At 63.6% G+C, this 23,498-nt stretch carries 26 protein-coding genes; 11 read left to right on the forward strand and 15 right to left on the reverse strand.

Features of this window, described 5'->3' with window-relative positions; translation table 11 throughout:
• The first annotated feature begins 13 nt into the window (after positions 1-13).
• The 7 genes from ureG to AUR_RS11500 all read left to right on the forward strand — a co-directional run bounded on the left by ureG (position 14) and on the right by AUR_RS11500 (position 4,732).
• On the forward strand, positions 14-631 hold the full coding sequence (gene ureG / locus AUR_RS11470) for an urease accessory protein UreG (RefSeq protein WP_062094628.1): 618 nt from the start codon (positions 14-16) through the stop codon (positions 629-631).
• A complete protein-coding gene (locus AUR_RS11475; RefSeq protein WP_062094630.1) occupies positions 628-1,515 on the forward strand; it encodes an urease accessory protein UreD in 888 nt (295 codons plus the stop codon). The genes ureG and AUR_RS11475 overlap by 4 nt, the downstream gene beginning before the upstream one ends.
• Positions 1,515-2,570, forward strand: coding sequence for a HoxN/HupN/NixA family nickel/cobalt transporter (locus tag AUR_RS11480; RefSeq protein WP_062094633.1), 1,056 nt, complete (start codon positions 1,515-1,517; stop codon positions 2,568-2,570). Before AUR_RS11475 ends, AUR_RS11480 begins: the two co-directional genes overlap by 1 nt.
• A gap of 69 nt (positions 2,571-2,639) precedes the next feature.
• On the forward strand, positions 2,640-3,149 hold the full coding sequence (locus AUR_RS11485) for an RNA polymerase sigma factor (RefSeq protein WP_021471300.1): 510 nt from the start codon (positions 2,640-2,642) through the stop codon (positions 3,147-3,149).
• Positions 3,150-3,154: 5 nt separating this feature from the next.
• Complete coding sequence (locus AUR_RS11490) at positions 3,155-4,177, forward strand: hypothetical protein (protein WP_062094635.1); 1,023 nt, start codon at positions 3,155-3,157, stop codon at positions 4,175-4,177.
• A gap of 139 nt (positions 4,178-4,316) precedes the next feature.
• Positions 4,317-4,505, forward strand: coding sequence for a hypothetical protein (locus AUR_RS11495; protein ID WP_082694541.1), 189 nt, complete (start codon positions 4,317-4,319; stop codon positions 4,503-4,505).
• The gene (locus AUR_RS11500) at positions 4,502-4,732 is read left to right on the forward strand and encodes a hypothetical protein (protein WP_062098936.1); all 231 of its coding nucleotides are present in this window, start codon (positions 4,502-4,504) and stop codon (positions 4,730-4,732) included. Before AUR_RS11495 ends, AUR_RS11500 begins: the two co-directional genes overlap by 4 nt.
• Before the next feature lie 72 nt (positions 4,733-4,804).
• On the opposite strand, the gene AUR_RS11505 is transcribed toward AUR_RS11500, so the two are convergent.
• The 5 genes from AUR_RS11505 to AUR_RS11525 are packed head-to-tail and all read right to left on the reverse strand — an operon-like array spanning position 4,805 to position 9,615.
• Entirely contained in the window at positions 4,805-5,830 is a 1,026-nt protein-coding gene (locus AUR_RS11505; RefSeq protein ID WP_021471297.1) for a lactonase family protein, read from the reverse strand.
• A gap of 23 nt (positions 5,831-5,853) precedes the next feature.
• A complete protein-coding gene (locus AUR_RS11510) occupies positions 5,854-6,684 on the reverse strand; it encodes an aldo/keto reductase (RefSeq protein WP_021471296.1) in 831 nt (276 codons plus the stop codon).
• A 47-nt stretch (positions 6,685-6,731) separates the two neighbouring features.
• Positions 6,732-7,799, reverse strand: a complete 1,068-nt coding sequence (locus AUR_RS11515) for an SDR family oxidoreductase (RefSeq protein WP_021471295.1) — start codon at positions 7,797-7,799, stop codon at positions 6,732-6,734.
• Positions 7,796-8,767: an aldo/keto reductase gene (locus tag AUR_RS11520; RefSeq protein ID WP_021471294.1), complete on the reverse strand. Its 972-nt coding sequence runs from the start codon at positions 8,765-8,767 to the stop codon at positions 7,796-7,798. Before AUR_RS11520 ends, AUR_RS11515 begins: the two co-directional genes overlap by 4 nt.
• 26 nt (positions 8,768-8,793) lie before the next feature.
• The gene (locus AUR_RS11525; RefSeq protein ID WP_021471293.1) at positions 8,794-9,615 is read right to left on the reverse strand and encodes an aldo/keto reductase; all 822 of its coding nucleotides are present in this window, start codon (positions 9,613-9,615) and stop codon (positions 8,794-8,796) included.
• A 185-nt stretch (positions 9,616-9,800) separates the two neighbouring features.
• Here AUR_RS11525 and AUR_RS11530 point away from each other — a divergent pair, with 185 nt between their 5' ends.
• The gene (locus tag AUR_RS11530; RefSeq protein ID WP_021471292.1) at positions 9,801-10,682 is read left to right on the forward strand and encodes a helix-turn-helix transcriptional regulator; all 882 of its coding nucleotides are present in this window, start codon (positions 9,801-9,803) and stop codon (positions 10,680-10,682) included.
• Between the two features lie 67 nt (positions 10,683-10,749).
• On the opposite strand, the gene AUR_RS11535 is transcribed toward AUR_RS11530, so the two are convergent.
• Both AUR_RS11535 and AUR_RS11540 read right to left on the reverse strand, forming a co-directional pair.
• A complete protein-coding gene (locus tag AUR_RS11535) occupies positions 10,750-10,959 on the reverse strand; it encodes a dodecin (protein ID WP_031216171.1) in 210 nt (69 codons plus the stop codon).
• A 94-nt stretch (positions 10,960-11,053) separates the two neighbouring features.
• A complete protein-coding gene (locus tag AUR_RS11540; RefSeq protein WP_021471290.1) occupies positions 11,054-11,860 on the reverse strand; it encodes an SDR family oxidoreductase in 807 nt (268 codons plus the stop codon).
• 154 nt (positions 11,861-12,014) lie between these two features.
• Here AUR_RS11540 and AUR_RS11545 point away from each other — a divergent pair, with 154 nt between their 5' ends.
• On the forward strand, positions 12,015-12,446 hold the full coding sequence (locus AUR_RS11545; protein ID WP_062094639.1) for a universal stress protein: 432 nt from the start codon (positions 12,015-12,017) through the stop codon (positions 12,444-12,446).
• Positions 12,447-12,514: 68 nt separating this feature from the next.
• On the opposite strand, the gene AUR_RS11550 is transcribed toward AUR_RS11545, so the two are convergent.
• The 6 genes from AUR_RS11550 to AUR_RS20300 all read right to left on the reverse strand — a co-directional run bounded on the left by AUR_RS11550 (position 12,515) and on the right by AUR_RS20300 (position 19,079).
• Positions 12,515-13,306, reverse strand: coding sequence for a cyclase family protein (locus AUR_RS11550; RefSeq protein WP_021471288.1), 792 nt, complete (start codon positions 13,304-13,306; stop codon positions 12,515-12,517).
• Between the two features lie 7 nt (positions 13,307-13,313).
• On the reverse strand, positions 13,314-14,918 hold the full coding sequence (locus tag AUR_RS11555; RefSeq protein ID WP_062094642.1) for a phytoene desaturase family protein: 1,605 nt from the start codon (positions 14,916-14,918) through the stop codon (positions 13,314-13,316).
• A gap of 13 nt (positions 14,919-14,931) precedes the next feature.
• Positions 14,932-16,650, reverse strand: coding sequence for a flavin reductase (locus AUR_RS11560; RefSeq protein ID WP_062094644.1), 1,719 nt, complete (start codon positions 16,648-16,650; stop codon positions 14,932-14,934).
• 42 nt (positions 16,651-16,692) lie between these two features.
• A complete protein-coding gene (locus AUR_RS11565) occupies positions 16,693-17,931 on the reverse strand; it encodes a styrene monooxygenase/indole monooxygenase family protein (protein WP_062094646.1) in 1,239 nt (412 codons plus the stop codon).
• A gap of 58 nt (positions 17,932-17,989) precedes the next feature.
• Positions 17,990-18,778, reverse strand: coding sequence for an SDR family oxidoreductase (locus tag AUR_RS11570; protein WP_062094648.1), 789 nt, complete (start codon positions 18,776-18,778; stop codon positions 17,990-17,992).
• 145 nt (positions 18,779-18,923) lie between these two features.
• Positions 18,924-19,079: a hypothetical protein gene (locus tag AUR_RS20300; RefSeq protein WP_021471283.1), complete on the reverse strand. Its 156-nt coding sequence runs from the start codon at positions 19,077-19,079 to the stop codon at positions 18,924-18,926.
• Between the two features lie 161 nt (positions 19,080-19,240).
• On the opposite strand from AUR_RS20300, the gene AUR_RS11575 reads away from it, so the two are divergent.
• A complete protein-coding gene (locus AUR_RS11575) occupies positions 19,241-20,212 on the forward strand; it encodes an AraC family transcriptional regulator (RefSeq protein WP_241650914.1) in 972 nt (323 codons plus the stop codon).
• 73 nt (positions 20,213-20,285) lie between these two features.
• Here AUR_RS11575 and AUR_RS11580 read toward each other — a convergent pair whose 3' ends face one another.
• Both AUR_RS11580 and AUR_RS11585 read right to left on the reverse strand, forming a co-directional pair.
• Complete coding sequence (locus tag AUR_RS11580) at positions 20,286-20,987, reverse strand: FadR/GntR family transcriptional regulator (RefSeq protein ID WP_062094652.1); 702 nt, start codon at positions 20,985-20,987, stop codon at positions 20,286-20,288.
• 71 nt (positions 20,988-21,058) lie between these two features.
• Complete coding sequence (locus AUR_RS11585) at positions 21,059-21,862, reverse strand: alpha/beta fold hydrolase (protein WP_128397152.1); 804 nt, start codon at positions 21,860-21,862, stop codon at positions 21,059-21,061.
• A 133-nt stretch (positions 21,863-21,995) separates the two neighbouring features.
• On the opposite strand from AUR_RS11585, the gene AUR_RS11590 reads away from it, so the two are divergent.
• Positions 21,996-23,498 carry a four-carbon acid sugar kinase family protein gene (locus tag AUR_RS11590; RefSeq protein WP_128397153.1) on the forward strand — a complete coding sequence of 501 codons (1,503 nt, stop codon included), beginning with the start codon at positions 21,996-21,998 and terminating at the stop codon, positions 23,496-23,498.

Here is a 23,498-nt window from a genome sequence, read left to right on the forward strand (position 1 = left end):
AAGGAGGACACACATGACAGAGCCCATCATCATCGGCGTCGGCGGACCCGTCGGAGCCGGAAAGACCCAGCTCGTGGAACGCATCACCCGCCACATGAGCGGTGACATCTCCATGGCCGCCATCACCAACGACATCTACACCATCGAAGACGCCAAGATCCTGGCCGCCAACGGGGTCCTGCCCGAAGACCGCATCATCGGCGTCGAAACCGGAGGATGCCCGCACACCGCCATCCGCGAAGACACCTCCATGAACACAGCCGCCATCGAGGAGCTCAAAGCCCGGCATCCTGACCTGCAGGTGATCTTCGTGGAATCCGGCGGCGACAACCTCTCCGCCACGTTCAGCCCGGAACTCGTGGACTTCTCCATCTACATCATCGACGTGGCCCAAGGCGAGAAGATCCCCAGGAAAGCCGGCCAGGGCATGATCAAGTCCGACCTCTTTGTCATCAACAAGACGGATTTGGCGCCGCACGTAGGGGCGGACCTGGCTGTCATGGAGCGGGATTCGAAGGAGTTCCGCGGGAACAAGCCCTTCTGCTTCACCAACCTCAAGACCGACCAAGGGCTTGAAGAAGTCCTTGGCTGGATCAAGCGGGACGTCCTGATGCTCGACTTGGCGTCGTGAGTAGCGCCAGCAGCGTTGTCGCTAGTCCGGCAGCTTCCCCGGATCGCCCCGTGCGGGGACGGTTGGAGCTTGGCATCACTATGAGGGCCGGCAGATCCGTTGCCTCGCATCAATTCCATGAGGGCGCATTGAGGGTGTTGCGGCCGCACTATTTGGATGGAACCGGGCAGGTTTGCTATGTCATGGTCAATCCTGGCGGGGCCTATTTGGGTGCTGATCTGTTCGTCATCGACGTGGAGGTCGGGGACGGGGCGGAGTTGTTGTTGACCACGCAATCGGCCACCAAGATCTACCGGACGCCGCGGTCCTTTGCAGAGCAGCGCATGACCATACGGCTGGGGGAGGGCGCCCGGCTGGAGCTGGTTCCCGACCAGCTCATCGCCTACAGGGAGGCCCGCTACAGGCAGGTTTCGCACGCCAGTCTCCACCCGTCGTCGAGCCTTGTCATGGCGGAAGTCATCACACCCGGGTGGTCGCCGGACGGAGCGTCCTTCGCGTTCCGGGAGCTGGGGCTTCGGAACGAGATCCACGTGGAGACGGAGGGCGGCCCCCAGCTCCTGGTCCTTGACAACCTCGTGATCAGGCCGCCGTTGGACGATGTGACAGGCGTGGGCTTCATGGAGGGATTCAGCCATGTGGGCTCCCTCGTGGTGGTGGACCCGCGCGTAGACCAAGCGCTTACGGATGAGTTGGACCTTATTGCCCGTGACTATGGTGCGCATTCGGGTGTTTCATTGACCCAGAGTGTGGGCGGGACATGCGGGCTTGTCCTGCGTTCGCTGTCGAACAGCACCGGGGAACTCAACGGTCTGCTCGACGCCTGTACCGGATTCCTCAGGGGACGCTGGTACGGGCAAGAACCCTTGAATCTAAGGAAGTACTGATGACGACGCTCACCGGGTTTGCCGCCCTGTACCGGGACCGTGAAACGCTGTCCCTCCGCACCCGGCTCTTTTTCACCTTCGGTGCGGTGGCCGCCTTGCATCTTGCCGCCGTCGTACTTCTGTTGGTGGGCACCACCGGCGGCGCCGAACCCCTGGCACTTGGCCTGGTGGCCACGGCGTACGTTGCCGGCGTCAAACACAGCTACGACTGGGACCACATTGCTGCGATCGACAACTCCACGCGAAAGTTCGTTGCGCAACGCAAAGACCCGGTGAGCGTCGGATTCGCCTTTAGCCTGGGGCACAGTTCGGTGGTGGTATTGGCCGGGATGCTGGTGGTCCTGGGCGTTACGGTGATCGGACAGTTCATGGAGGATGGCACCGCCGGGAACAAGATCCTTGGATTGATCGGAAGCGGCGTTGCTGGGCTGTTCCTGCTGATCATGGGGTTGTTCAACGGCTCGGCGTTCATCCGTGCAGCGCAGTTGTACAGGGAGGTCCAAGCGGGCGGCGAGGTCCAGGCCGAGGATCTGGAGACGAAAGGCTTCGTTGCGAGGCTGCTCGCCAAGCCGCTAGCAAGGGTGGAAAGGCCGCGGAATATCTACGTCATCGGCTTCCTCTTCGGCCTGGGGTTCGACACCGCCACGACCATCGGGCTCCTGGTCATCACCACCACAGCCTCGCTGGCCGGAGTCTCACCCCTTGCACTCATGGCGCTGCCCCTCGCGTTCACTGCAGCCATGACCCTCTGCGACTCAGCCAACGGCGTGGTCATGATGAAGATGTACGCGTCGGCCATTCACGAACCCCAACGGAAGCTCGGGTTCAACGCCGTTATTACCGGCATTTCCGCGGTCTCGGCGCTGTTTATCTCCGTCATCACGTTGGGTGGGTTCCTGAACGAGGCGTTTGACTTGGAAGATCCCATAACCACCTGGCTCGTCGGGATGGACCTCGGTGACGCCGGACTGATCCTGGTTGGGCTCTTCGTGGTGGCGTGGGGATTTTCCGCATGGCGCGGCAAGAATAAACCAAATATTTCCGGCCACCTGTAACCCCCGCGGTTGAGCCGGAAACTATACGGGTATCCTGCAGGTTCCGGGCTCTACAATCAGGGGGAAATCGTGCTTTCCGAGCGCGAACTGGCGTTTATCGCCATTCACAAAGACAGCTATCCAGCGGTTTTTAGGTTTGTTGGCCGACGCGTCGAGTCGGCCGAAGCGGCAGAAGAAATAGCCGCCGATGTCTTCCGGGTGGTCTGGCAGAAATGGGCCGACGATTCACATCCGGAGTTGCCCTATTTGCTGAGCATCGCCCGCAACCTGGTGGGTAACGCTTACCGCAGCCGGGACCGCCAGCGGGCGCTCCAGGAGAAGCTGCGTACGACGGCGGTGGAGCGTGTCGGGAACGACTCCGGCAACGTTGCGGTACAGGATGCAATGTCCCGCCTCCGCGACAAGGAACGCGACATCCTCCAGTTGGCGTACTGGGACGGGCTCGGCCCCGCCGAAATCGCCCAAGTGCTCCAGTGCAGCGAATCCGCAGCCAAGGTCCGGCTCCACCGTGCACGCACAGCATTCCGGAAACAACTGCCTGCAGGTTCCGCATCCGCTACAGAAAAGTTGGGGGTCTGAACATCATGGATCCGATCACGAACCAGATAGCCGCAATCGACCCGTTCGAACCCGGGACGGAACCAAGCGGTGAAGAAGCCCTCCACAGGATGCTTTCCGGCTCCACCGTCTACAGCGACACCAACCCGCTGCGGAACGTTTCTTCGCTCGAGGACAAACGACGCCGGAAAGCCCGGATTGCCGGCGGCCTGCTTTTGGGTGCAGCTGCCGTCACCGCCGGAGTCCTGGTGGCATCGAACTTTGGCACGGTAAGCCCGGCACCCGCGCCGGCAATATCGTCCGAGGCTGCAGCGCCGACACCGAGCACTTCAGCCACGCCATCACCCAGCGCTACCGCAACGCCTTCGGCCACCCCGACGGCGGTACCCACCCAATCGGCAACCCCCACCGCTCCCGCTGTGGCCACGACAGCACCGGTGACGCCCCCGGTCCAAGCACCCACGCTCAAGACTTTCACCTTCCCGGACGGCCACTTGTCCTTCGAATACCCGGCTGACTGGACTATCCGAACCGAACAGGGGCCATACGCTGCGCCGGAGGACCAAGCGAACTCAGTCATTGCCCGTGTCTCCGACGGTGCAGGATCCGAAGTTGCCCGGGTGTTCAACGGAAACTACGGCGATGGCACAGCGGGTCCAGTGGAGAGGACGATTCTGGACCGCGCCGTGGTTGCGGGAGTCAGGGACAACTCCGGTGAGAAGGTCGAATTTGGTTTCTCCTCGACTCAGTCCCGGTACGTTCCCTACGACGGGCCGGCCTACGAGGGAATGCCAACCGCGCCAACGGCCCCGGTAAACGATCCGCCTGTTTACATCATGGATGTCAGGATCTCCTCGGAGTTGCAGGCGGGAGCTACGACCTCGGGAACCAATCAGGTGAGGGTGCCGAATGGGATCATGAGCGCCTACGTAGTGTTCGATTCCACCAAGCAGCCAACCTTCGCCACCCCCGCCGCCGCAAAGGCATGGATAGGAACCCAGCAGTACGCCCGGCTCAAGGCCATGCTGCTTAGTTTGAGCTACAAGTAAAAACCCTATGGGCAATTGCACGCCGTCACTAAAGAAGGTTGTGCAGTTGCCCATAACAAACGTCCCCTAAGTTTCATAGGGTGGAGGAGATCTGCTTCACATAGGCAGAGCCAGACCTACCCAAGGACGAGTTTCAACGATGAAGAGCATCGCCCTCCTGCGCGAACGAGCCACCCGCGTCATGCCTACCGGTTCCCACTGCCCGGCTTCTGGTTTGTGGAGCCCGGACTCCGATCCGGAAACGGTGCACGTCTTTACCGAGGGCCACGTCCTCCCGGCCCACAACGGCGTACCCACTGTGTGGCGTCGTCGCGCGGCAGCATCATGACGGCGAGCCTTCTCAACCGGCCTGACGGCTACCGGCACGTTCCGGCGTCGGAGTGGACCGATCTCCAGTCCGGCGACCGCGTGTGGATCTATGACGTTGCGTGGGGTGTGGGTACCGGGCGCGTGGACGATGTTTCCCAGCACCAGGAACTCCTGTGGGTGATCCTCGAGCCGGGCGGCCGAAGGCTCATCTGCGGCACGGACGACGTCGAAGTCTGGGCTGCCTAGAACCAACACCGAGATGGCATTTGGTGCCAATGTTTGAGCGGAGCATTGGCACCTAATGTCATCTCGGCGTCTTTAAGAGGCAGGCACCAGCACGCTCGGCGAGCCGGTTTCCACGCGGCTGACAGGGCCGTCGGGCAGGCCGGAGGCGGGGTCCAGCTTGTAGCTCACGACGTCGTTGGACCCCTCGTGCGCTACCAGCAGCCAGCCGTCGCGAACCAAGTGGTGACGTGGCCAGTCGCCACCGGTGGAAACGTCCGCCAGGGGTTCGAGGCTGGTTCCTTCGGCGCTCACCTTCAGGATGCACATCCGGTTGGACCCGCGAACCCCCACATAGGCGAAGCGCCCGTCCGGTGAGAGCGCGATTTCAGCCGCGGCATCGCCGTCGAACGGCTTGTTCACGCTCACGGGAACCATGGCCGTGAGCTCGAAGACGCCTTGCGGTTCGGAGCGGATGGCGGCCACCTCTAGGGAGTATTCCGTGTCCACGAACACTGTCCCGCTGGAATGCCGGACCATGTGCCGGGGTCCGCTGCCCTTGGGGAGGACCACGTGGTGGTCGGCCTGCAGGCCACTGCCGGGCTGGTAAGTCCAGACGCGAACCAAGTCGTTCCCCAGGTCCGCCGTCAGGATCCGGCCGTCGGGGAGCATCAGGCTGGAATGCGCGCGGCTTGGCCGCGGCTGGTCGGTGGGTCCATTGTGGTGAGGGTCGACGGCGGCTTCCGCGCTGAAGCGCGAGGTGATGGCGCCGTCGTCGTCCAGTTCAAAGAGAATGACCTGCCCATCGCCCCAACAGGTGGCGATGATGAAGCGGCCCTGCGGGTCTGCTGCCACGTGGCACGTGGCCTCACCCGTGGGCCAAGGCTTGCCGAAGGGTTCCAGTTCGGCCACTCTGGTGCGGCGGTAGGCCTGCACCGTGCCGGCCTCCTCGGCTACCGCATAAAGGATGGGCAGTGTGGGGTGCGGTGCCAGGAATGAGGGCGAATCGGCGGAGACGGCCAGGCCCAGGGAGGTGAGGTTTCCCTGCCCGTCGATGGAGATGGCGCCGATGCCTTCGCCCTTGGCGTTGCGGTCTGCTGTGTAGGATCCGGTCCAGATCATTGATTCCACGCTCAGTTCCTCCCCTAGTGTCCTTGGACGTCGGAATCGACTCCCGCGTCTGGCCCGGCGTCGAGGGTTTGCAGGCGGTCCAGGTCCTCTCTGTCCAGTTCGAAATCGAAGACGTCGAGGTTCTCCTGCATGCGCTTCGGGTTGGCCGTCTTGGGGATGGCAACCAGGCCCTGCTGGACGTGCCAGCGAAGTACCACCTGGCCGGGGGTCTTTCCGTGCTTTTCGGCGAGACTGGCCAAAATAGGGGCGTTCAGGAGATCGCTTCTTGCGCCGAGCGGGCTGTACGACTCCGTGACGATGCCGTTGCGTTCGTTGAAGGCGCGGGCGGCTGTCCGCGGAATGGCCGGGCTGATCTGGATCTGGTTGACGGCGGGAACCACGTCCGTCTCCGCAAAGAGCCGGTCCAGGTGGGCGGGCTTGAAGTTGGAAACTCCAATGGAACGGACCTTGCCCGATGCCTGCAGTTCTTCGAACGTCTTCCAGGTGGAAACGAACTCATCGCGCCGGGGGAGCGGCCAGTGGATGAGCAGCAGGTCCACGTACTCAAGGCCAAGACGCTTCAAGGAGCCGTCCAGGCCGGCGACGGCCTTGCCGGAGCCTTGGAACTCACCGTCGAGCTTGGTGGTGATGAACAGTTCGCCGCGGTCCACCCCGCTGTTCCGGATTCCTTCGCCCACCCCGGCCTCGTTGCCGTACTTCACCGCGGTGTCGATGTGCCGGTAGCCGAGCGACACGGCTTCCTCAACGGCCTTCGCAACCTGGGTGTCATCCAGCGGCCACGTGCCAAGGCCCAGTTGCGGGATCTTGTATCCGTCATTGAGTTCTATGAGCGGGGCTGACGCCATGGGCACGATCTCCTTTGCTGAACGAAAAAGACAGGTTCCTTGCTTTTCTACGCCGCGGACGTGGTGCTTGGCAACAGTGTCCGCCGCGACCAGTCGTAGAGCTGGTCAGTCAACTCCATGTAGTCATCCTTCACCACCTGCAGTTCAGGATGCCGGTCGTGCCACTCCACGATTTCCCGGGCACCATCGGCAAAAGGAATAGTGGCAGTGAAATCCGGTACAAGGGCTTTGATCTTTGAGTTGTCGAACACAACCGAGTGGGAACGATCGCCCAGCAGGTTGGGACCCAGTTCCGCGCTGTGGGCCGCAATGGTCTCCGAGGACACGTGGAACAACTCCGGCTCCGCAACACCCGCGGCCCTGGCGAAAAGCCCATAGATCTGGTTCCACGGCAGGAACTCATCCGAGGTGATGGTGTAGCTCTCGCCGATTGCCTGCGGACGCCCGAGGAGCCCGACGAATGCCTTGGCAAAGTCGCGGCTGTGCGTCAGCGTCCATAGCGACGTTCCATCGCCGTGGACCAGCACAGGCAGTCCTGCACGCATCCGGTGGATGTCCGTCCAACCACCCACCATCGCGATCTTGGTGCGATCGTAAGTATGGGACGGGCGCACCACCGTCACGGGGAAATCCTGTTCACGGTACGCCTCCCACAGGAGTTCCTCACAGGCGATCTTGTCCCGCGAGTACTGCCAGAACGGATTCTTCAGGGGCGTGGATTCCCTGATGGGCAGGGTGGTAGGCGGCTTTTGGTAAGCCGACGCTGAACTGATGAACACATACTGGCCCGTGCGTCCACGGAACAACTCCATTGCAGTCCGGGCCTGGTCCGGAGTGTAGGAGATAAAGTCCGCGACGGCGTCGAACTCCCTGCCGCCAAGTACCTCACGCACCGCTGCCGGTTCCCGGATGTCCGCATGCAACACTTCGGCGCCGTCCGGGACCGGCCGCCCGGCTGACCGTCCCCGATTAAGGATGGTCAGCCGGTGGCCCAGCGCCACGGCGCGTTCAGCCGCCGAGGTGCTGATGACGCCGGTCCCGCCGATGAACAGGATGTTCCGCGGCGAGACGGTGTCCGCTGCTTTTCCGAGGATGCCTGTGTGAAGGTCGGTCACCAGGCGTAATCCTCGGGAGCGGGGCGATGGCCCGGGAAGATGTCATCCAGCCGCTTGAGGGCGTCGTCACTGAGAGTGACGTCCAGGGCGCGGATGGCGGAGTCCAGCTGCTCCTGGGTGCGGGGACCCACAATCGGTGCCGTCACCGCGGGCTGGTGCAGCAGCCAGGCGAGAGCCACGTCGCCGGGTGCATGGCCCAGTTCGTCAGCAAAGTCCTCGTACTGGCGGATCTGGTCTTCGTGCTGGCGCAGGGTCTCCAAGGCGCGTCCTTCGGTGCGTCGGACGCCCTCTTCTTCCTTTTTGAGCACGCCTCCCAGCAGGCCGCCCTGCAGGGGAGACCACGGGATCAGGCCCAGGCCGTACTGCTGCGCTGCCGGAATCACTTCGAGTTCCAGCTCGCGGCGGAACAGGTTGTAGATGGACTGCTCGCTCACCAAGCCCGTGTAGTTCCGCCGGTGTGCTGCCTCCTGGGCCTGGGCGATGTGCCACCCGGCAAAGTTGCTGCTGCCCGAGTAAAGGATCTTGCCCTGCTGGACGGCCACCTCGATGGCCTGCCAGATCTCGTCCCACGGAGTGTCCCGGTCGATGTGGTGAAACTGGTAGATGTCGATGTAATCCGTCTGCAGCCGCTTCAGGCTGGCATCCAAGGCGCGCCGGATGTTCAGGGCGGACAACTTGGACTCATTCGGGCGGTCCGTCATGGTGCCGTAGAGCTTGGTGGCGATCACCGTGCGTTCCCGGCGCTCGCCGCCCTTGGCGAACCAGCGGCCGATGATTTCCTCGGTCCAGCCGCGATGTTCCGTGCCGCCGTAGACGTTGGCGGTATCGAAGAAATTGATCCCGGAATCCAGCGCGGAGTCCATGATCGAATGGGACGTCTCTTCCTCGGTCTTAGGGCCGAAGTTCATGGTGCCCAGGCAGAGGCGGGAGACTTTCAGGCCGGAGCGGCCAAGATGCGTGTACTGCATGCTGTTGTCCTTTGTTAGTGCCGGGCTTACATCTGGGTGAAGGAGGCGACGGCGGGATCGGAACCGATGCGCGCGCCCGCCTCAAGGGCGGTGATGGCCGCAAGTTCGGACTCGGTAAGGCTCAGGTCCGCAGCGCCGAAGTTCTCGCGCATGCGGCTGGAGTCCGCGGACTTGGGGATCACGATGGTTCCCTGGGCCAGGTGCCAGGCGAGGATCACCTGGGCGGGAGTGGTTCCGTGTGCCGCTGCGACGAGCGCCACCTGCTCGGCGTTGAGGTCCTTGCCCTGGCCGAGCGGGCTGTAAGCCTCGACGGCGATGGTGAGGTCGCGGCATTTGGCGGCCAGGTCGGCCTGTTGGTAGGTGGGGTGCAGTTCGATCTGGTTGACGGCCGGCACTACCTCGGACTCGCGCAGGAGGGTGTCCACGTGGTCGGCGAGGAAGTTGGAGATACCGATCGCGCGGATCTGCTTGTCATGGTAGAGCTTCTCCATTTCCTTCCATGCCTTGGTGTACAGCCCCTGGGACGGGACGGGCCAATGGATCAGGTAGAGGTCCAGGAAGTCCAGGCCCAACGCGTCGCGGCTGCGTTGGAAAGCGTCGTAGGCCTCGCCCTGCTCGCCGTTGCGCAGCTTGGTGGTGATGAAGACCTCGTCCCGGGAAAGTCCGGAAGCTGCAATTGCGGCGCCAACGCCGGCTTCATTGCGGTAAGCCGCGGCGGTGTCGATATGACGGTAACCGGCCTCGAGGGCGTCTTCCACTACCTTCTGGGTCTCTTCCGGAGGCACTTGGAAGACACCGAATCCAAGCTGCGGAATGGTGACGCCGTTGTTCAATGTCAACTCTGGCATGAGGGTCTCCTTCGAAAGTGGTGTGCGTTGTCGGATCTCCGGAAAACGTTTTCGGAGGCTCTGCTTTGAGCCTATTCAGTTTTGGCCACTACGTCAGCAGAAGTGCGTGATCCTGTTTTTCCTAGGTCTGCCAGTCCTACCCAAAGAGGTGGTGGCGCCGGCTGTTGCACCGGCAGAATGGATGGATGGGTCAAAGCGCTGAGTTCGGAAAGTTCCTCAAGGTCATGCGTGCGCGCCTTTCCCCGGAAGACGCCGGCACGCTCGGTTCAACCGGCTCCCGCCGGGTCCCGGGGCTTCGCCGGGAGGAAGTGGCCAGGCTGTCCGGAGTAAGCACCGACTACTACACCCGCCTGGAGCAGGGGCGGAACATCCATCCGTCCAAGGCGGTGCTGGACTCCGTGGCGAGGGCACTCCGCCTGGATGCGGGGGAGCGGGCCCACATGATGGACCTTCTTGCGCACTGCGCCAACTCGGCCGCGGGGCCGGGGCCGGTTCAGAAAGTGCGTCCGGCCGTGCGGCAGTTGCTGGACGCAGTGGGCGACGTGCCGGCGATGGTCCTTGGACGCAGGACTGACGTCCTGGCCGCCAACCGCATGGCCAACCTGCTGTTTACCGACTTCACCTCCTTGCCCGCCGCGGAAAGGAACCTGACCCGTTGGCTCATCCTGGATGCCAGCGCAGGAACGCTGTTCCGGGACTGGAAGACCGTTGCCGCCGAGGCCGTTGGAGCGCTGCGCATGGATGTGGGCCGCCACCCGAACGATCCCCAAACCAACCAGCTGGTAGGCGAACTCGCCGTTCACAGCGAGCAATTCCGCCAATGGTGGGCCGGGCACAGGGTAGCTTCGCGGTCCGCCGGAACAGTCCGATTGCACCATGCCGTGGTGGGCGACCTTGAACTGAACTTCGAAACCCTGAGTCTCCCGGACGACGCCGACCAGCACCTGCGGGTCTATTCCGCAAAGGCCGGTTCGCCGTCGTCGGACGCTTTGACGCTGCTGAGCAGCTTCGGCGAGCCGGACACGGTTACTGAGGTTCCAGAACCCGCCCGCCGAGATGACAGTTAATGCCAATGTTCGCGGTGATTATTGGCATTAACTGTCAATTCGGCGAGCGGTTGGCCGTGGCTGGCGCCTAGCGCTCCAGGCGGAAGCCAAGCTTGATGGTGACCTGCCAATCGGCAACCGCACCATCCTCGAGGTGGCCGCGGATTTCCTTGACCTCGAACCAATCAAGGTTGCGCAAGGTTTGCGACGCTGTGCCGATGGCGTTCTTGATGGCGTCGTCGACGCCCTCGGTGGAAGTTCCTACAATCTCGGAAACGCTGTATGTGTGGTCAGCCATGGTGCTCCTCATCATCGTGTTACGAATCCTGGAAATCGGGCCTGCGCGCAGGCCGTCCATGCAGACTAGCCCACGGAAGTTCGTGCGGCCAGAGCTAGTTTTCGCGCCAATCGTTGCTGGTGATGTGCGAACCCGCTTGTGGTCCCATTTGCAGCATCCCGCCGTCCACGGGCCAGGAGGCGCCATTGACGTAGCTGGATTCGGGGGACGCCAGGAAAGCTACGACGGCGGCAATCTCGCGTGCGTCGCCGGGGCGGCCCACGGGTACTCCGGGACGTTCTTCCCGGTGCGGGTCCTCGTCCGTTTGGCCCGTCATGGGGGTGGCGATCTCACCGGGTGCCACGTTGTTGGCCGTGATGCCGTACTGCGCCAGCTCCAGTGCCATGGTCTTGATGAGGCCACCGAGTCCATGCTTTGAAGCGTCGTACGCTGATGCGCCTACCCGCGGCTGGAACTCGTGCACGCTGGTGATCGCGATGATGCGCCCGCCGCGGCCTGCGTCCACCATGCGCTTGGCTGCCGCCTGCATGGCTACGAAAGCACCGTTGAGATTGGTGTCCAACGTCTGCATCCACGTCTCAAAGTCCAGCTCCAGGAACTTGGTTCCGTCTCCGGTTCCTGAGTTGTTGACGAACACATCCACGCCGCCAAGTTCGTCGGCCAGCCGATCGATCGTCGCCGCCGTCTCCTGAATCCTGGTGGTATCCAGCTGCTGCACTACTGCCTTGCGGCCCAGGCCCCTGACTTCTTCGGCCGTCTCCTGGGCGCCCTGCTCATCCGAGTGCCATGTGATTCCCACGTCCATGCCTGCTTTGGCCAGCGCGACCGCCGTGGCGCGGCCAATGCCGGAATCCGAACCCGTGACGATCGCCGTCGTCGGGTTGAAAGCTTGCTGTGCCATGATCCTGCCTTTCGGTTGTGATCGAGCCGATACCGTATCCCTACCCGTTGGGACACGGCCGTAAACAAGGAGCAGCGGCAACTGGTGATCGCGTGTAAATTTCTTTGAAGTACCACCGGACCACCACCCATGAATCCATCAATGAGGAGAACTCATGTCAGAAGTGATCGTCGTCGGCGTTGACGCCAGCGAAACGGCCAAGCGGGCAGCCGTGGCGGCAGCCAAGATGGCCAAAGCACTCGGCGCGGAACTGCACGTCATCAGCGGCTTTTCTGATGACCGGATCGAAGAGTTCGGCAGTGGCAGCGATCGCATTACGGTCTCCTCGGCGGACTCCGCCGAGTACGTTGCGCGCAAGGTGGCCGAGGAACTGGACATCCCGGACAACAGCGTGAAGTACTACGCTGCCCGCGGTACGCCGGCCAACGCCCTCATCAATTACGCCGAGTCCAACAAGGCATCCCTGATCGTTGTGGGCAACAAGCGCATGAAGGGCCTTGGCCGCGTGCTGGGCAGCATCGCCAACAGCGTGGCCCACGGCGCCCCGTGCGACGTCTACATCGTGAACACGGAAGTGGACGCCTAAGACCCAAGTAGCTGGCAGTAGGGGTTGTTCTGAGGGCTCAGAACAACCCCTGCTGCCAGTCAGATGGGCTACCGCTCTTCCACGGGACCACTTTCCACCAGCGCGTAGACGCGGCTGGGGCTGCCTGTGCCGCCGACGATCGGCAGGGGAGCAACAACCAGGGTGGCGCCCGTAACCGGCAGCCGGTCCACGTTCCGGAGCGAGGTCACGCCGTACTTGTCCGCACCCAGGAGGAAGGAGTGGACGGGGAACATCGGGTCCAGGGAGCCCGCCTGGCCGGCGTCGATCCCCACGGTTTCAACGCCGAAGCCGCTGATGGAGGCGTTGCTGGCAAGCCATTTGGCACCTGCCGCAGAGACCCCGGGAGTGTGCGGGCCGGCGTCGTCCGCGTTCACGAAAGCGGCAGCATCGGCGCCCCGGGCTGCCCAGCCGGTCCGGAAGATCACCCAGCAGTTCTCCGGGAAAGGGCCATGCTCTTCCTGCCACTGTTCAAAATGTTCCGGTTCCAGGAGGAAGTCCGGGTCTGCGGTGGCTTCCGCAGTTTTGTCGAGCACCACCAGCGGACCTACGAGGCGGTGCGGCTCGATCTTGTCCACGGATTTGCCGTCCTTGCCCGTGATCCAGTGGACCGGAGCATCCAAGTGCGTTCCGGCGTGCTCGCCCACCGTGACGTCGTTCCACGCCCACGCCGGGCCGGCGTCGTCGAAGTTGCTGACCGGCGAGACCGACAACCCGACCGTGTTCGCAAAAGGCTGCGGCAGGTTCAGGATGGGGGTTTCGGGGCTGAGCGGGGTAGTGAGGTCGATGATTTTCACCGAGCCGTTGGAAAGGGCTGCAGTGAGCCCGGCCAGAACAGACATTGTTCTCCTATCGCTGGTTTCGCTTGAAAGGGTTGGATTTCCTGGTTGTCAGACGCTGTGCCACGAGGTGGCCTGAACCGCCGGAGAGGCCCGGGCCGGGGTGGGTGGAAGCCCCGATGTGCCAAAGTCCTTTGACGGTCGTGTGGTGCCCGGCGGCTTGTGGAAACGGCCGCCAGAGCAGGTTCTGGAAGAGCTCGGCCGAGCCGCCGTACGGGTCACCGCCAACAGCGTTCGGGTTGATTGCAGCGAGGTCCGTGGGGGCGATGATGTCCGAGGCCAGAACGGTAGCCTGCGTTCCCGGCGCGAACTGCTCAAGCCGCTCAAGGACACGGTGCAGGTAGGCCTGCTTCAGCTTCTCCGACCAACCCTCGGCCACGGACAGCTCACCCGCAGCGTCCCCTACCGGCTCGAACGGAACCTCCTGGAGCTGCAGCCACAGCGTCGCTTTGCCTTCCGGTGCCCTGGAGGGATCCAGGACGCACTGCTGTCCCACCACGATGGTTGGTTCCACCGGCAAGAGTCCCGCCTCAGCCTGGGCGCACGCGATGCCCGTGCTGTCCGATCCGTTGCTGATATGGACCAGCGGAACCTTGTTGAGGCGGGGATCCAACCATTGGACCGGCTTGTCCAGGGCAAGGTGGACCTGCATGGCGCCGCGGCCGTTTTGATACCTGCGGGCGGCGTCGGCCAGGTGTGCCGGGGCATCAGGCAGCAAGCGGGTGTAGAGGGCCTGGGGCGAGACGTTGGCCAGCACGGTGTCCGCTTGGACGATCCCCTCGGAGGTGCGGACCCCGGTCACCGAGCCGGACACCGAAAGGATTTCCCGGGCTTCGGTGCCAAGCATGATCCGCACCCCGTTGTCCCGGAGCAGCGATTCAAAGACCGCAACAAAGCGTGCGGCTCCGCCCTTGACCACCGGCAAGCCGAAAGTGTGCATGCTCATGGCCATCACGGGCAGCATCACGCCACCTGTTGCCTGGTCCGGGCCGAGGCCTGCGTGCAGGAGCCAGGGCGACCACAGCTGGTCCGTTTCCCAACCATCGAAGCGGCTGCGGAGATAGTTGCGGCCGCTCATCACGGCGTCCCTGAGAAAGGCCTCGTTGGCCTTCACTTTGCCGGTCCGCACAGCGCCAAAGCCCAGCCGTGCGAGCTCTTTGGGGGACCGCAATTCCGCCCCGAACGCCCCGAAGACGGTCCCGGCGTGACGGCCCAGGTCATCGAGCATGGTGAGGTAGGCCTGTTGATCCGCCGGGTGCTTGAAGGTCTTCGCCGTCTCCGCAGGATCCCGGTGGGCAAGGGCCACCCTGTGCTCGCCGGTCACAGGGTCCGCAGCCACTGACGCGGTGACGGCGCCGTCCGTGTTGCAGTACTCCAGGCCCCTCTTGTGCAGTTCACTGCCCAACACGGCGTACGCGCCCCCGGAAACAAAGAGCGGATGCCACGACGAAAACGAATCGTGGATAAACCCCGGCAGAGTCCGTTCACCCGAGTGGATGAAGCCGCCCAGCCGGTCGGATTGCTCGATCAGGCAGACCTGTTGTCCGGCGAGGGCAAGCTCCGCAGCGGCAACCAGGGAGTTGATACCGGAGCCGATGACGGCAACGTCGTTCATGGATGATGCCCTCTCAGAAGTCGGGGTGGCTGGCTGTCGCGTGGTACTTGCCGCTATGGAACACAAGGGGAGAACCGCCGTCGTTGCTGTACTTCTCCACTTCGCCAACGTAGATCACATGGTCGCCTGCGTCGTGGCGCGACACTGTGCGGCACTGGAAGGTAGCAACCGCGCCGTCCAGCACGGGCACCCCGGCAATGCCTTCGGTGGTTTCGGCACCTTGGAACTTGTCCGAGGCCGGCGTAGCGAACTGGCGGGACAGCACGTGCTGATCGCTGGCCAGGACGTTGATGGCGAAGTGCGTCGATTCCTCGAAATCCGTCAGGCTCGGGGCCCGCTTGCTGGGGCACCACAGGACCAAGGGCGGTTCCATGGACACTGACGTGAAGGAGTTCGCCGTCATGCCCACCTTCCGGCCATCCGGGGAGACCGTGGTGACTACCGTGACGCCGGTTGCGTATTGGCCCAGTGCGCTACGGAAATCACGCACATCGAAGACGGCGGAGTCCTCTTCCTTGCGCGCCTGCATGAAGTCCGCAGCCGCCGTCGGGTCGAACCACCACGGGTAGGAAGTCCGCGGATCGTCGAACCCGGCCACAATGCTTGCGGCCAGTGCCGGATGCTCGGCGGCTTCGCGCAGGAGGGTGGCCTGATGGTCCCGACGCGGCTTGAGCAGGTCATTCGTCCACGCCACCGACCACTGGCCCCACCCGCGCCAGAACTCGTCGAACGTGCGCTCCATCCATTCCCTGTTGAACGGTTGCCGGCCATGGCGCACGATCGCATCGAGGTAGTACTTGGCTGCCAGCGTCGCGTTGTTTGACCCCTGGCCGGTCAGCGGATCGTTCAGGACCACGGCGTCGCCGAGCCCGAAGACCAGGCTGCCGTTCGCCAGTTCCCCTACCGCGGACCGCACCGTCGGAGTGATGCGTCCCAGGAGCGTGGCGCCGTCGTCGGTCAGAGCGGCGCCTTCGAAAGCGGCGGCCTCGTGCGGGAAATGGTCCCGGAGCAGCTGCAGCGAACGCTCCAGCTGGTCTTCGGGACTTACGACGCCGGACCAACAGTCCATGGGGCCGCCCACCACTCCCTCGAACACCATCATGCGGCAGGGGCCGGACGCGGTGAGCCCCGGGAAAGTGAAAAACTCACCCACTCCCGGCGCCATGGACATCCGGATGGCGGCAGCCCCGCCGTCGTCCGTTCCGGTAGCGGTGACGTAATTGAGCGCCAGCACCCGCTGGGGACGGTCGAACGGCGACTTGGCCTTGTCCCGGGGGAACACCTGCCCGATTTCGCCCTTTCCGGTGCTGACGATCACCAACTCGTAGTCCCGGGCCAGTTCTTCCAGAAGGCGGGGAGTGACTTTCTCGATCCGGAAGTCGCCGCCATTCGCGACGAACCGTTCGATCCAGTGCGCGCTCTTGAGCCGCTGGTCAACGGACCTTGCCGGGCCGTCCAGGGGGGCTTCCCACTCAATCGGTTCCTGGCCCTCAACGCGCAGGTGGATGGAGCCGATGGCGGGGGCAGCTCCTGAGTCGGGAATCGCGGTTCCCATTTGTGCTTCGGCGTCCAAGGCGGGTGCGAACATGCACTGGCTGGACATGACTTTTCCGGACCTGATTTGGGCTGCTGAGCGGTCCGAGAACAGCGTGACGGCGTAGCCCTCCCGTTGCAGGCCCAAGGCCAGCTGGGCGCCGGATTCGCCGGCTCCGATGATTGCGATTGTGCGCATGGTAAATCCTTATTAGCAGGGGCGTGCTATGAAAATCCGGGGTCAGGAAACCTTGGCACCCAGGGCTGCGAGGTAGTCCTCGGCTTTGTCCGGGTACATGAACCACTCCTGGAATTCCGGCGGGTGGTTGAAGCCGTTGGCAAAGCGGTGCGCGATTTCCGGAACCTGGTTTGCCGCGCCCAGCAACTCAAGGACGTGCGGCGGGGGAGGAGCCAGCAGGGCATTGGTCCAGTGTGCAACGTGTCGGGCGTAATCCCAATAGCGTTCGAACGTGGCCTGCATGAATGCCGGGTCATAGCGGCGGTCGCCGTGCTCAACGATGCTTTGCAGGTACGACGCCGCGCACTTGCTGGCGTTGTTGGAACCCTGGCCGGTAATGGGATCGTTCAAAACCACGACGTCGGCAAGGCCAAGTACCTGCTTCCCGCTGGGGAGCGTGGCAATCGGGTGGCGGACGGTGGGGGCGAAGCGGCCCTGCAGGATGCCGTTGGGGTCGGTCAGTTGGACGTCAGTAGCCCGTTCGGCTTCCCACGGAAGGAAGGTCTCAAGGATGTTCTTGGATGTTTCCAGGTGCTCGTCCGGAGTAAGGCCCTTCCACACGTCCATGGGACCGCCCGGGACGCCTTCGAAGACCATGATTTCGCAGGGGCCGCTGGTGGTCAGGGCTGGAAAAACGAAGTACTCGCCCACGCCCGGGATGAGGTTGAAGGAGACCGCCGAGTACTCTTCGCGGGGCTTCAAGCCGGTGACGTAGGTGAGGGCCAGAGCGCGCTGGGGTGTGTCATAGGTGCTGCGTTCAGCGTCCCGGGTGAAGAGTTGGGCGATCTCGCCCTTGCCGGCGGCCACGATCACCAGGTCCGAGTTCAGTGCATAGCGTTCCAGCTCATCAACGCCTGCATCCTCGAACACCAGCTCGCCGCCGCGTTTGATGAACTCCTCCATGAACCTGGGGAACTTGACGCGCTGGTCGATGGACTGGGCGTGGTTGTCCAGCCTCGAGGCCCAGCTGATGGCCTTCTCACCCGGAAGTTCGGGGTGCGGGACGGTGAACGAGATCCCGTCAACGGTGGGTGCATCGGGCCACAAATCAAGTCCCAACGCCCGCTCGTGCTCCAGGGCGTTGTGGAAGATGCACTGGCTGGAGGCAACCTTTCCGTCCCGGATCTCTTCCGACGTCCGGTTGGAAATGGTGGTTACCTGGTAGCCGGCGTCCAGCAGGCCGATGCCCAGCTGAAGGCCGGACTGGCCTGCGCCGACGATCGTAATGTGGCGTTGCGTCATGGTTCTTGCCCTTCTATGGTGGGGACGTTTTCGAAGCGGTCGGGTGGATTTTTGGGGGTTAGTTGGCGGCCAGGAGGGGGATGGTCTCTTCGGCGCGTTCCGGGCCCAGTGCCGAATAGCCGCCATCCACGGCCCAGTCTGCGCCGGTCACGAAACTGGCCTGGTCACTCGCCAGGAAGGCGACGACGTCACCCACTTCGCGTGGCCGGCCCACTCTTTTGAGGGCGTGGAAAGGCGCGGCAACAGCGTCCGTCTTGTCGAGGTTTCCGTTGCTGAGGGAATCCATGATGTTGCTCCATACCCAGCCGGGGCTCACCGAATTGACCCGGATGTTGTCCGGGGCGAAGTCGACGGCCATGCTGCGGGTGACCTGGACCAGCGCAGCTTTGCTGGCGGGGTAGAGCCAGCGGCCGGTCTGGGCAACGGAACTGGAAATGGAGGTGAAGTTGATGATCACACCGTGTCCGGACTTTGCCAGATGCGGCCTGGCCGCGTTGGCGGCCATTACTGCGCTGACCAGGTTGACGTTGAGGGCCTCGAGCCAGTCCTCACGGCCGGAGCCTGCGCCTTCGTCCTTGTAGGTGCAGGCCAGGTTCACCAGGATGTCCAGGCCGCCGTGGCGGACTACTGTCTCCTCGATCAACTCGTTGAGGGCGGAGTCGTCCGTGATATCCGTGTGGGAGTAGTGGATCCCTTCCCCGAGCGCTTTGGAGACCGTACCGCCGTCGGGGTCAATGTCGGCTACCACCACAGTGGCTCCTGCGTCGCGCAACGCAGTGACAACGCCTTGGCCCACTTTGGTTGCTCCGCCCGTGACCACTGCGGTCCTGCCTTCGAGTCCTGACATGGCCAAACCCTCTCCTTTGTGGATTCTGCTGATGAGCGAATGTGGCGTGCTTCATATTCGCTGTGAAGTGACTCTAGGTAGCCGCCGGCCTCCCGGAATATCCACTTGGCGCGGACGTCATCCGGAATGCGCAACGGAGGCGGAATCAATCGCCGGGGTACTGGTCGTCGTCTTCCTCGAGCCACCCAACCCAAGGGGCGGACGTCACCGTTGCCTCCGGCGTGCGCAGCTGCTTTTCCCAGGCCTCAAAGTGCCGCTCCCACTCATGGCGGCGGTCGTGTACCAGCTTGATGTTCTTCACGGAGTTTCACCTCCCTTCAGTGCTGTTGCGGAAATATGACGTACGTCATACTTGGTCTAAGAGCGACTTTAGGCAGCTGCTCAGGTTCGGAATATCCGCCAGGCGTAAGGATCATCCGGAAAGCGAAATGCCGTAGCCAGACCCTAGGTAGGTGCCATGTGGTGAGGATCCTTCCCCGCGACGTCTTGCGTGGGCGGCCGACGACTGCCACCAGGGATGTTGACGAGGCGCACGCGAAAATTGCCGAGCTGTTCTGCGGCCATGAACTTGCGCCCCGTGCCAGCAAGGCTGCCGTGGACATGAAGCTGCGTTCGCTGCACCGCGGGGATGTAGGGATCGAGTTCCTGGATTACGGGGCCGATGTGCGGATTGAGCCGGAGGGCCTGCAGGATTTCCATCTGGTCCAGATCCCATTGGCGGGCCACGCCTCCATGCAGGTGGGGTCAGTCAGCGTTGATTCAACCCCGCGTATGGCTTCCGTCCCGCCTGTTGACCGCCCCTTCAGCATGTCGTGGGATGCGGGCAGCCCGCACCTGATTGTGTATGTTCGCCGGACTGCGCTTGAACGGGTGGCCACATCACTCAACGGTGGCCTGGAGCCCAAAGGCGGGCTCGGCTACGGCATGGACCTCACAACCGCGGCCGGCAGGGCGTTCCTGAGGTCCGTCGTCGAACTTCACGATGACCTGATCAGCAAGCCGCAAGCGGCCACGCCTGCGTTCGTGCAGGGATTGCTGGCGGACAGCATGATGTCGCGGCTGCTGATGGCCATGGAAGCTCCGGAGCCGGGGATGCGGGATGTGGAAACGGAGAGTCGCTTGGTCAGGGAATGCCGCGAGCTGTTGGAGCGGCATGCCTTCGAGGAACTCACAGTGCCGGACATCGCGGAGTGCCTTGGTGTATCGGTGCGCACGCTGCAGACGGCGCTCCGGGCGGAATGCGGTGCTACGCCGTCGGAGTTGTTGCGGTCGATCCGTCTGGACCGCGCCCGCGAGATGCTCTTGGAGGCCGATCCGAGGGAGCAAACGGTGACCGCAGTGGCCGAGCTGTGCGGGTTTACCCACCAAGGACGGTTCTCGGCGCTGTACCTGCAGTCATTCGGCGAGTTGCCGTCGGAGAGCCTGCGCCGCTAGCCCAACTGACTGGCATTAGGGGTTGCTCTGAGCCCTCAGAACAACCCCTGCTGCCAGTCAGATCGGTGACGCGCTAGGCCTCCAGCACGTACGTCTTCAGATCGTCCAGGGTCTGCTGCATGTGCTCATCCATGGCCAGCCGGGCGTCGTTGGCGGTGCGGGACTCCAGAGCCGTGGTGATGCTGCGGTGGTGCTTGATGGCGTGTTCCTGGATCTCGGGAACCGCCGAAGTCTGCGTGCGGCGGGCCTCGAGCACGCGATGCAACGGCTCGAACAGTACGGCTACGAACACGTTGCCGGAGGCGTGCAGAATGACGTCGTGGAAGGCGAGGTCGGCCTCGACGAACGCTGCAACATCGTTGATCTCATGGGCGGACTGCATCTGCTCCACGTGATCCTTGAGGACCTCGAGGTCCTCGTCCGAAATGCGGCCGGCGGCGAGCTCACAAGCGCCGGTCTCCAGCATGCGCCGGAGTTCGATGAGCTGGATGGCGGCCGCCGCGTCCTTGGTACCTTCGGACGCCGCACGCAGCACGGCCTCGAGCGAAGTCCACTGATTCAGGGGGTTCACGAACGTTCCCCGGCCGCGTTCAACACTCAGGATCTTCTGGGCTTCAAGGGTTTTCATGGCTTCGCGGACCGTCATGCGGCTCACCTCGTGGCGCGCGCTGAGCTCCAGCTCGCCCGGGACTACAGTGCCGGGCGGAAACTCGCCGGCGACGATCCTGTCCAGCAGCTCATCAGCAACGACGCCGACCAGCGACTTGCGTGCCATGGGTCCCCCTTTCCTTGCTTCCGATCTCCCATCCCGCGGTTCCCCCTTGGGCAGGATGGTTGTCAGACATCTTACGCTGGCAGTGGCCGGCTTGTTTTCCAAAACTCCATCAGCGTCACAGCGCATGCCTCCGGCTGTTCCCAGTGGACGCTGTGCCCCGCGTTCTCCACCGCTTTGAGCCGCCTGCCTGGAGCAGCCGCTGCAAAGTCAGTCATCTGGTCGATGGAACGCACGCGGTCGCCCACTCCGGCGATGACCAGCAGGGGCGCCAGGACGCGCCCGGGTATTGAAGGCCCGACGCCGGTCATGGCCGCCAATGCGCTCGGGGCAAGGACCCGGAAGGGCAGGTCAAAGCCTTTGCTGAGCTTCTCTTGATCCTCCGCAGGGAGATCCCCGTACCAGGCCCTCATGCACTTCCCGACGAACCCTGCATCGAAGTGTCCTTGCTCCACCTGCTCCCGGATCAGGTTGCGGAAACCGGCGTTGGGCGGCGCGGGCACCATTCCCAAGAGCGTCAGCGTAGCCACGAGGTCCGGCCGTGCTGCGGCCAACGTCAGGGCGACGCTGCCTCCCATGGAGTGACCCAGCAGGTGTACGGGGCCGGAAGTCATTCGCCCGATCGTGGCTCCAACCGATGCTGCAGCCGTCTCCAAGGTCCACTCAAAGTCCTGCGGAAGTTCCTGGCCGGCGTGGTAACCGGGGAGGTCCAGGATCCACACGGTCTGACCGCGCTCCACAAGCTTCGAGGCCAAGGGCTCCCAGTAAGCCGAGCCGGATGCCCAGCCATGGATCAGGACTGCAGGGGGCTGGTTGTTCGGGGCCTCGGAGGGCTCGCGAACGTCAACAAAGCAGGGCGGGACCCCGATGTCAGCCATGGTCCCTAGCCTAGCCAGCGTGATCGCCTTGCGCGGTAAGGAGCGCTGTGTCACACTGGCATTGAAATGTTAGATGTCTGACATCTTACATTCACAATCATTGCCGCTTAGATTTCCCACGATGGAGTGTTCCGTGATCCCTGAAGCCGAAGTCCTGGCCGCCTTCCCGGCGGAAGTTCAGATCCCTGCTCAGCTGGTGGCCGACGCCGTTGCAGCGTCCTCGGCGAACAGCCCCCGCATCCTGGTTGTCCTGGACGACGACCCCACGGGTACCCAGTCCGTTGCCGACCTCGCGGTGCTGACCCGCTGGGACGTGGAAGATTTCACGTGGGCCTTCGATCACATCCGCCGGAACCAGACCAAGCCCGCCGTCTACGTCCTGACGAATACCCGCAGCCTGGACCCGGCCGAGGCGGCGGCGCGTAACGAGGAAATCGTCCGCAACGCCCTTGCCGCAGCTGCCGGCATCGTGACCCTAGGCTTCGTGAGCCGCAGCGACTCCACCCTTCGCGGCCACTACCCGCTGGAGCCTGACGTCATCGCCGCAACCGTGGCTGCAGAAACGGGCGGTGCCACGGACGGCGTCGTGATTGTTCCCGCCTTCCCCGACGCCGGCCGCGTCACCATCGGCGGCGTGCACTACATGCGCGACTCCGGGGACGACGCCGGCTCACTCACCCCGGTTGCTGAGACCGAATTCGCCAAGGACGCCACGTTCGGGTTCTCGAATTCCCGGATGGCCAAGTATGTGGAGGAGAAGTCACAGGGACGCTTCCCCGCGGAGGACGTGATTGTCCTGGACCTGAACATCATCCGCGCCGGCGCCTCGGCACAGGATCCCGCCATCTCAGCCAAGGCGATCGCCGACGCCATCGAGCCGGCCACCGACTCCACCCCGGTTGTGGCGGACATCGTCACCGAGAATGACTTCCGTGCGCTGGCCCTCGGCCTGGAAGAAGCGGAACGCCGCGGCAAGAAGCTCCTTTACCGCGTTGGCCCGCCGTTCGTCCGTGGCCGCATCGGCCAGGAGATCCGCGAGGCCCTCACTGGAGAAGAGGCCTACGCCGGCAACACACCCTCCACCGCCGGGGGCCTGATTGTGGTCGGCTCACACGTTGGCCTGACCACCCGCCAACTCAACGTCCTCACCAGCGAACACAGCAGCGCCCGCATCATCGAGATCGACGTGGAAAGACTCGTTGCCGAAACCAAAACAGCAGCGGAAGCTGAGCAGTACATCGCAACAGTGGTCAGCGACGTCGTCGATGCCCTCCGGGAAGGCGACGTCATTGTCCACACCAGCCGCCTGCTCATCAAGACCGACGATCCCGCAGCGAGCCTGCAGATCGCCCGCACTGTTTCTGCCGCCGTCGTATCGGTCGTGAACCGGACCCTGAAGACCTTCCCGCCGCGCTTCGTCATCGCAAAGGGCGGCATCACTTCCTCCGACGTTGCAGCGCACGGCCTGGAAATCCGCCACGCGATTGTCCGGGGGCCGATGCTTCCCGGAATCGTCTCCCTTTGGGAACCCGTGGACGGCCCCGCGAAGGGCATCCCGTACATCGTCTTCGCCGGCAACGTGGGCGACGACCAGTCACTGGCCCACGTCACCCGCAAACTCAGCAGCACTTTCTAG

Origin of the sequence: Paenarthrobacter ureafaciens (assembly GCF_004028095.1) — a bacterium.
Classification (GTDB): domain Bacteria; phylum Actinomycetota; class Actinomycetes; order Actinomycetales; family Micrococcaceae; genus Arthrobacter; species Arthrobacter ureafaciens.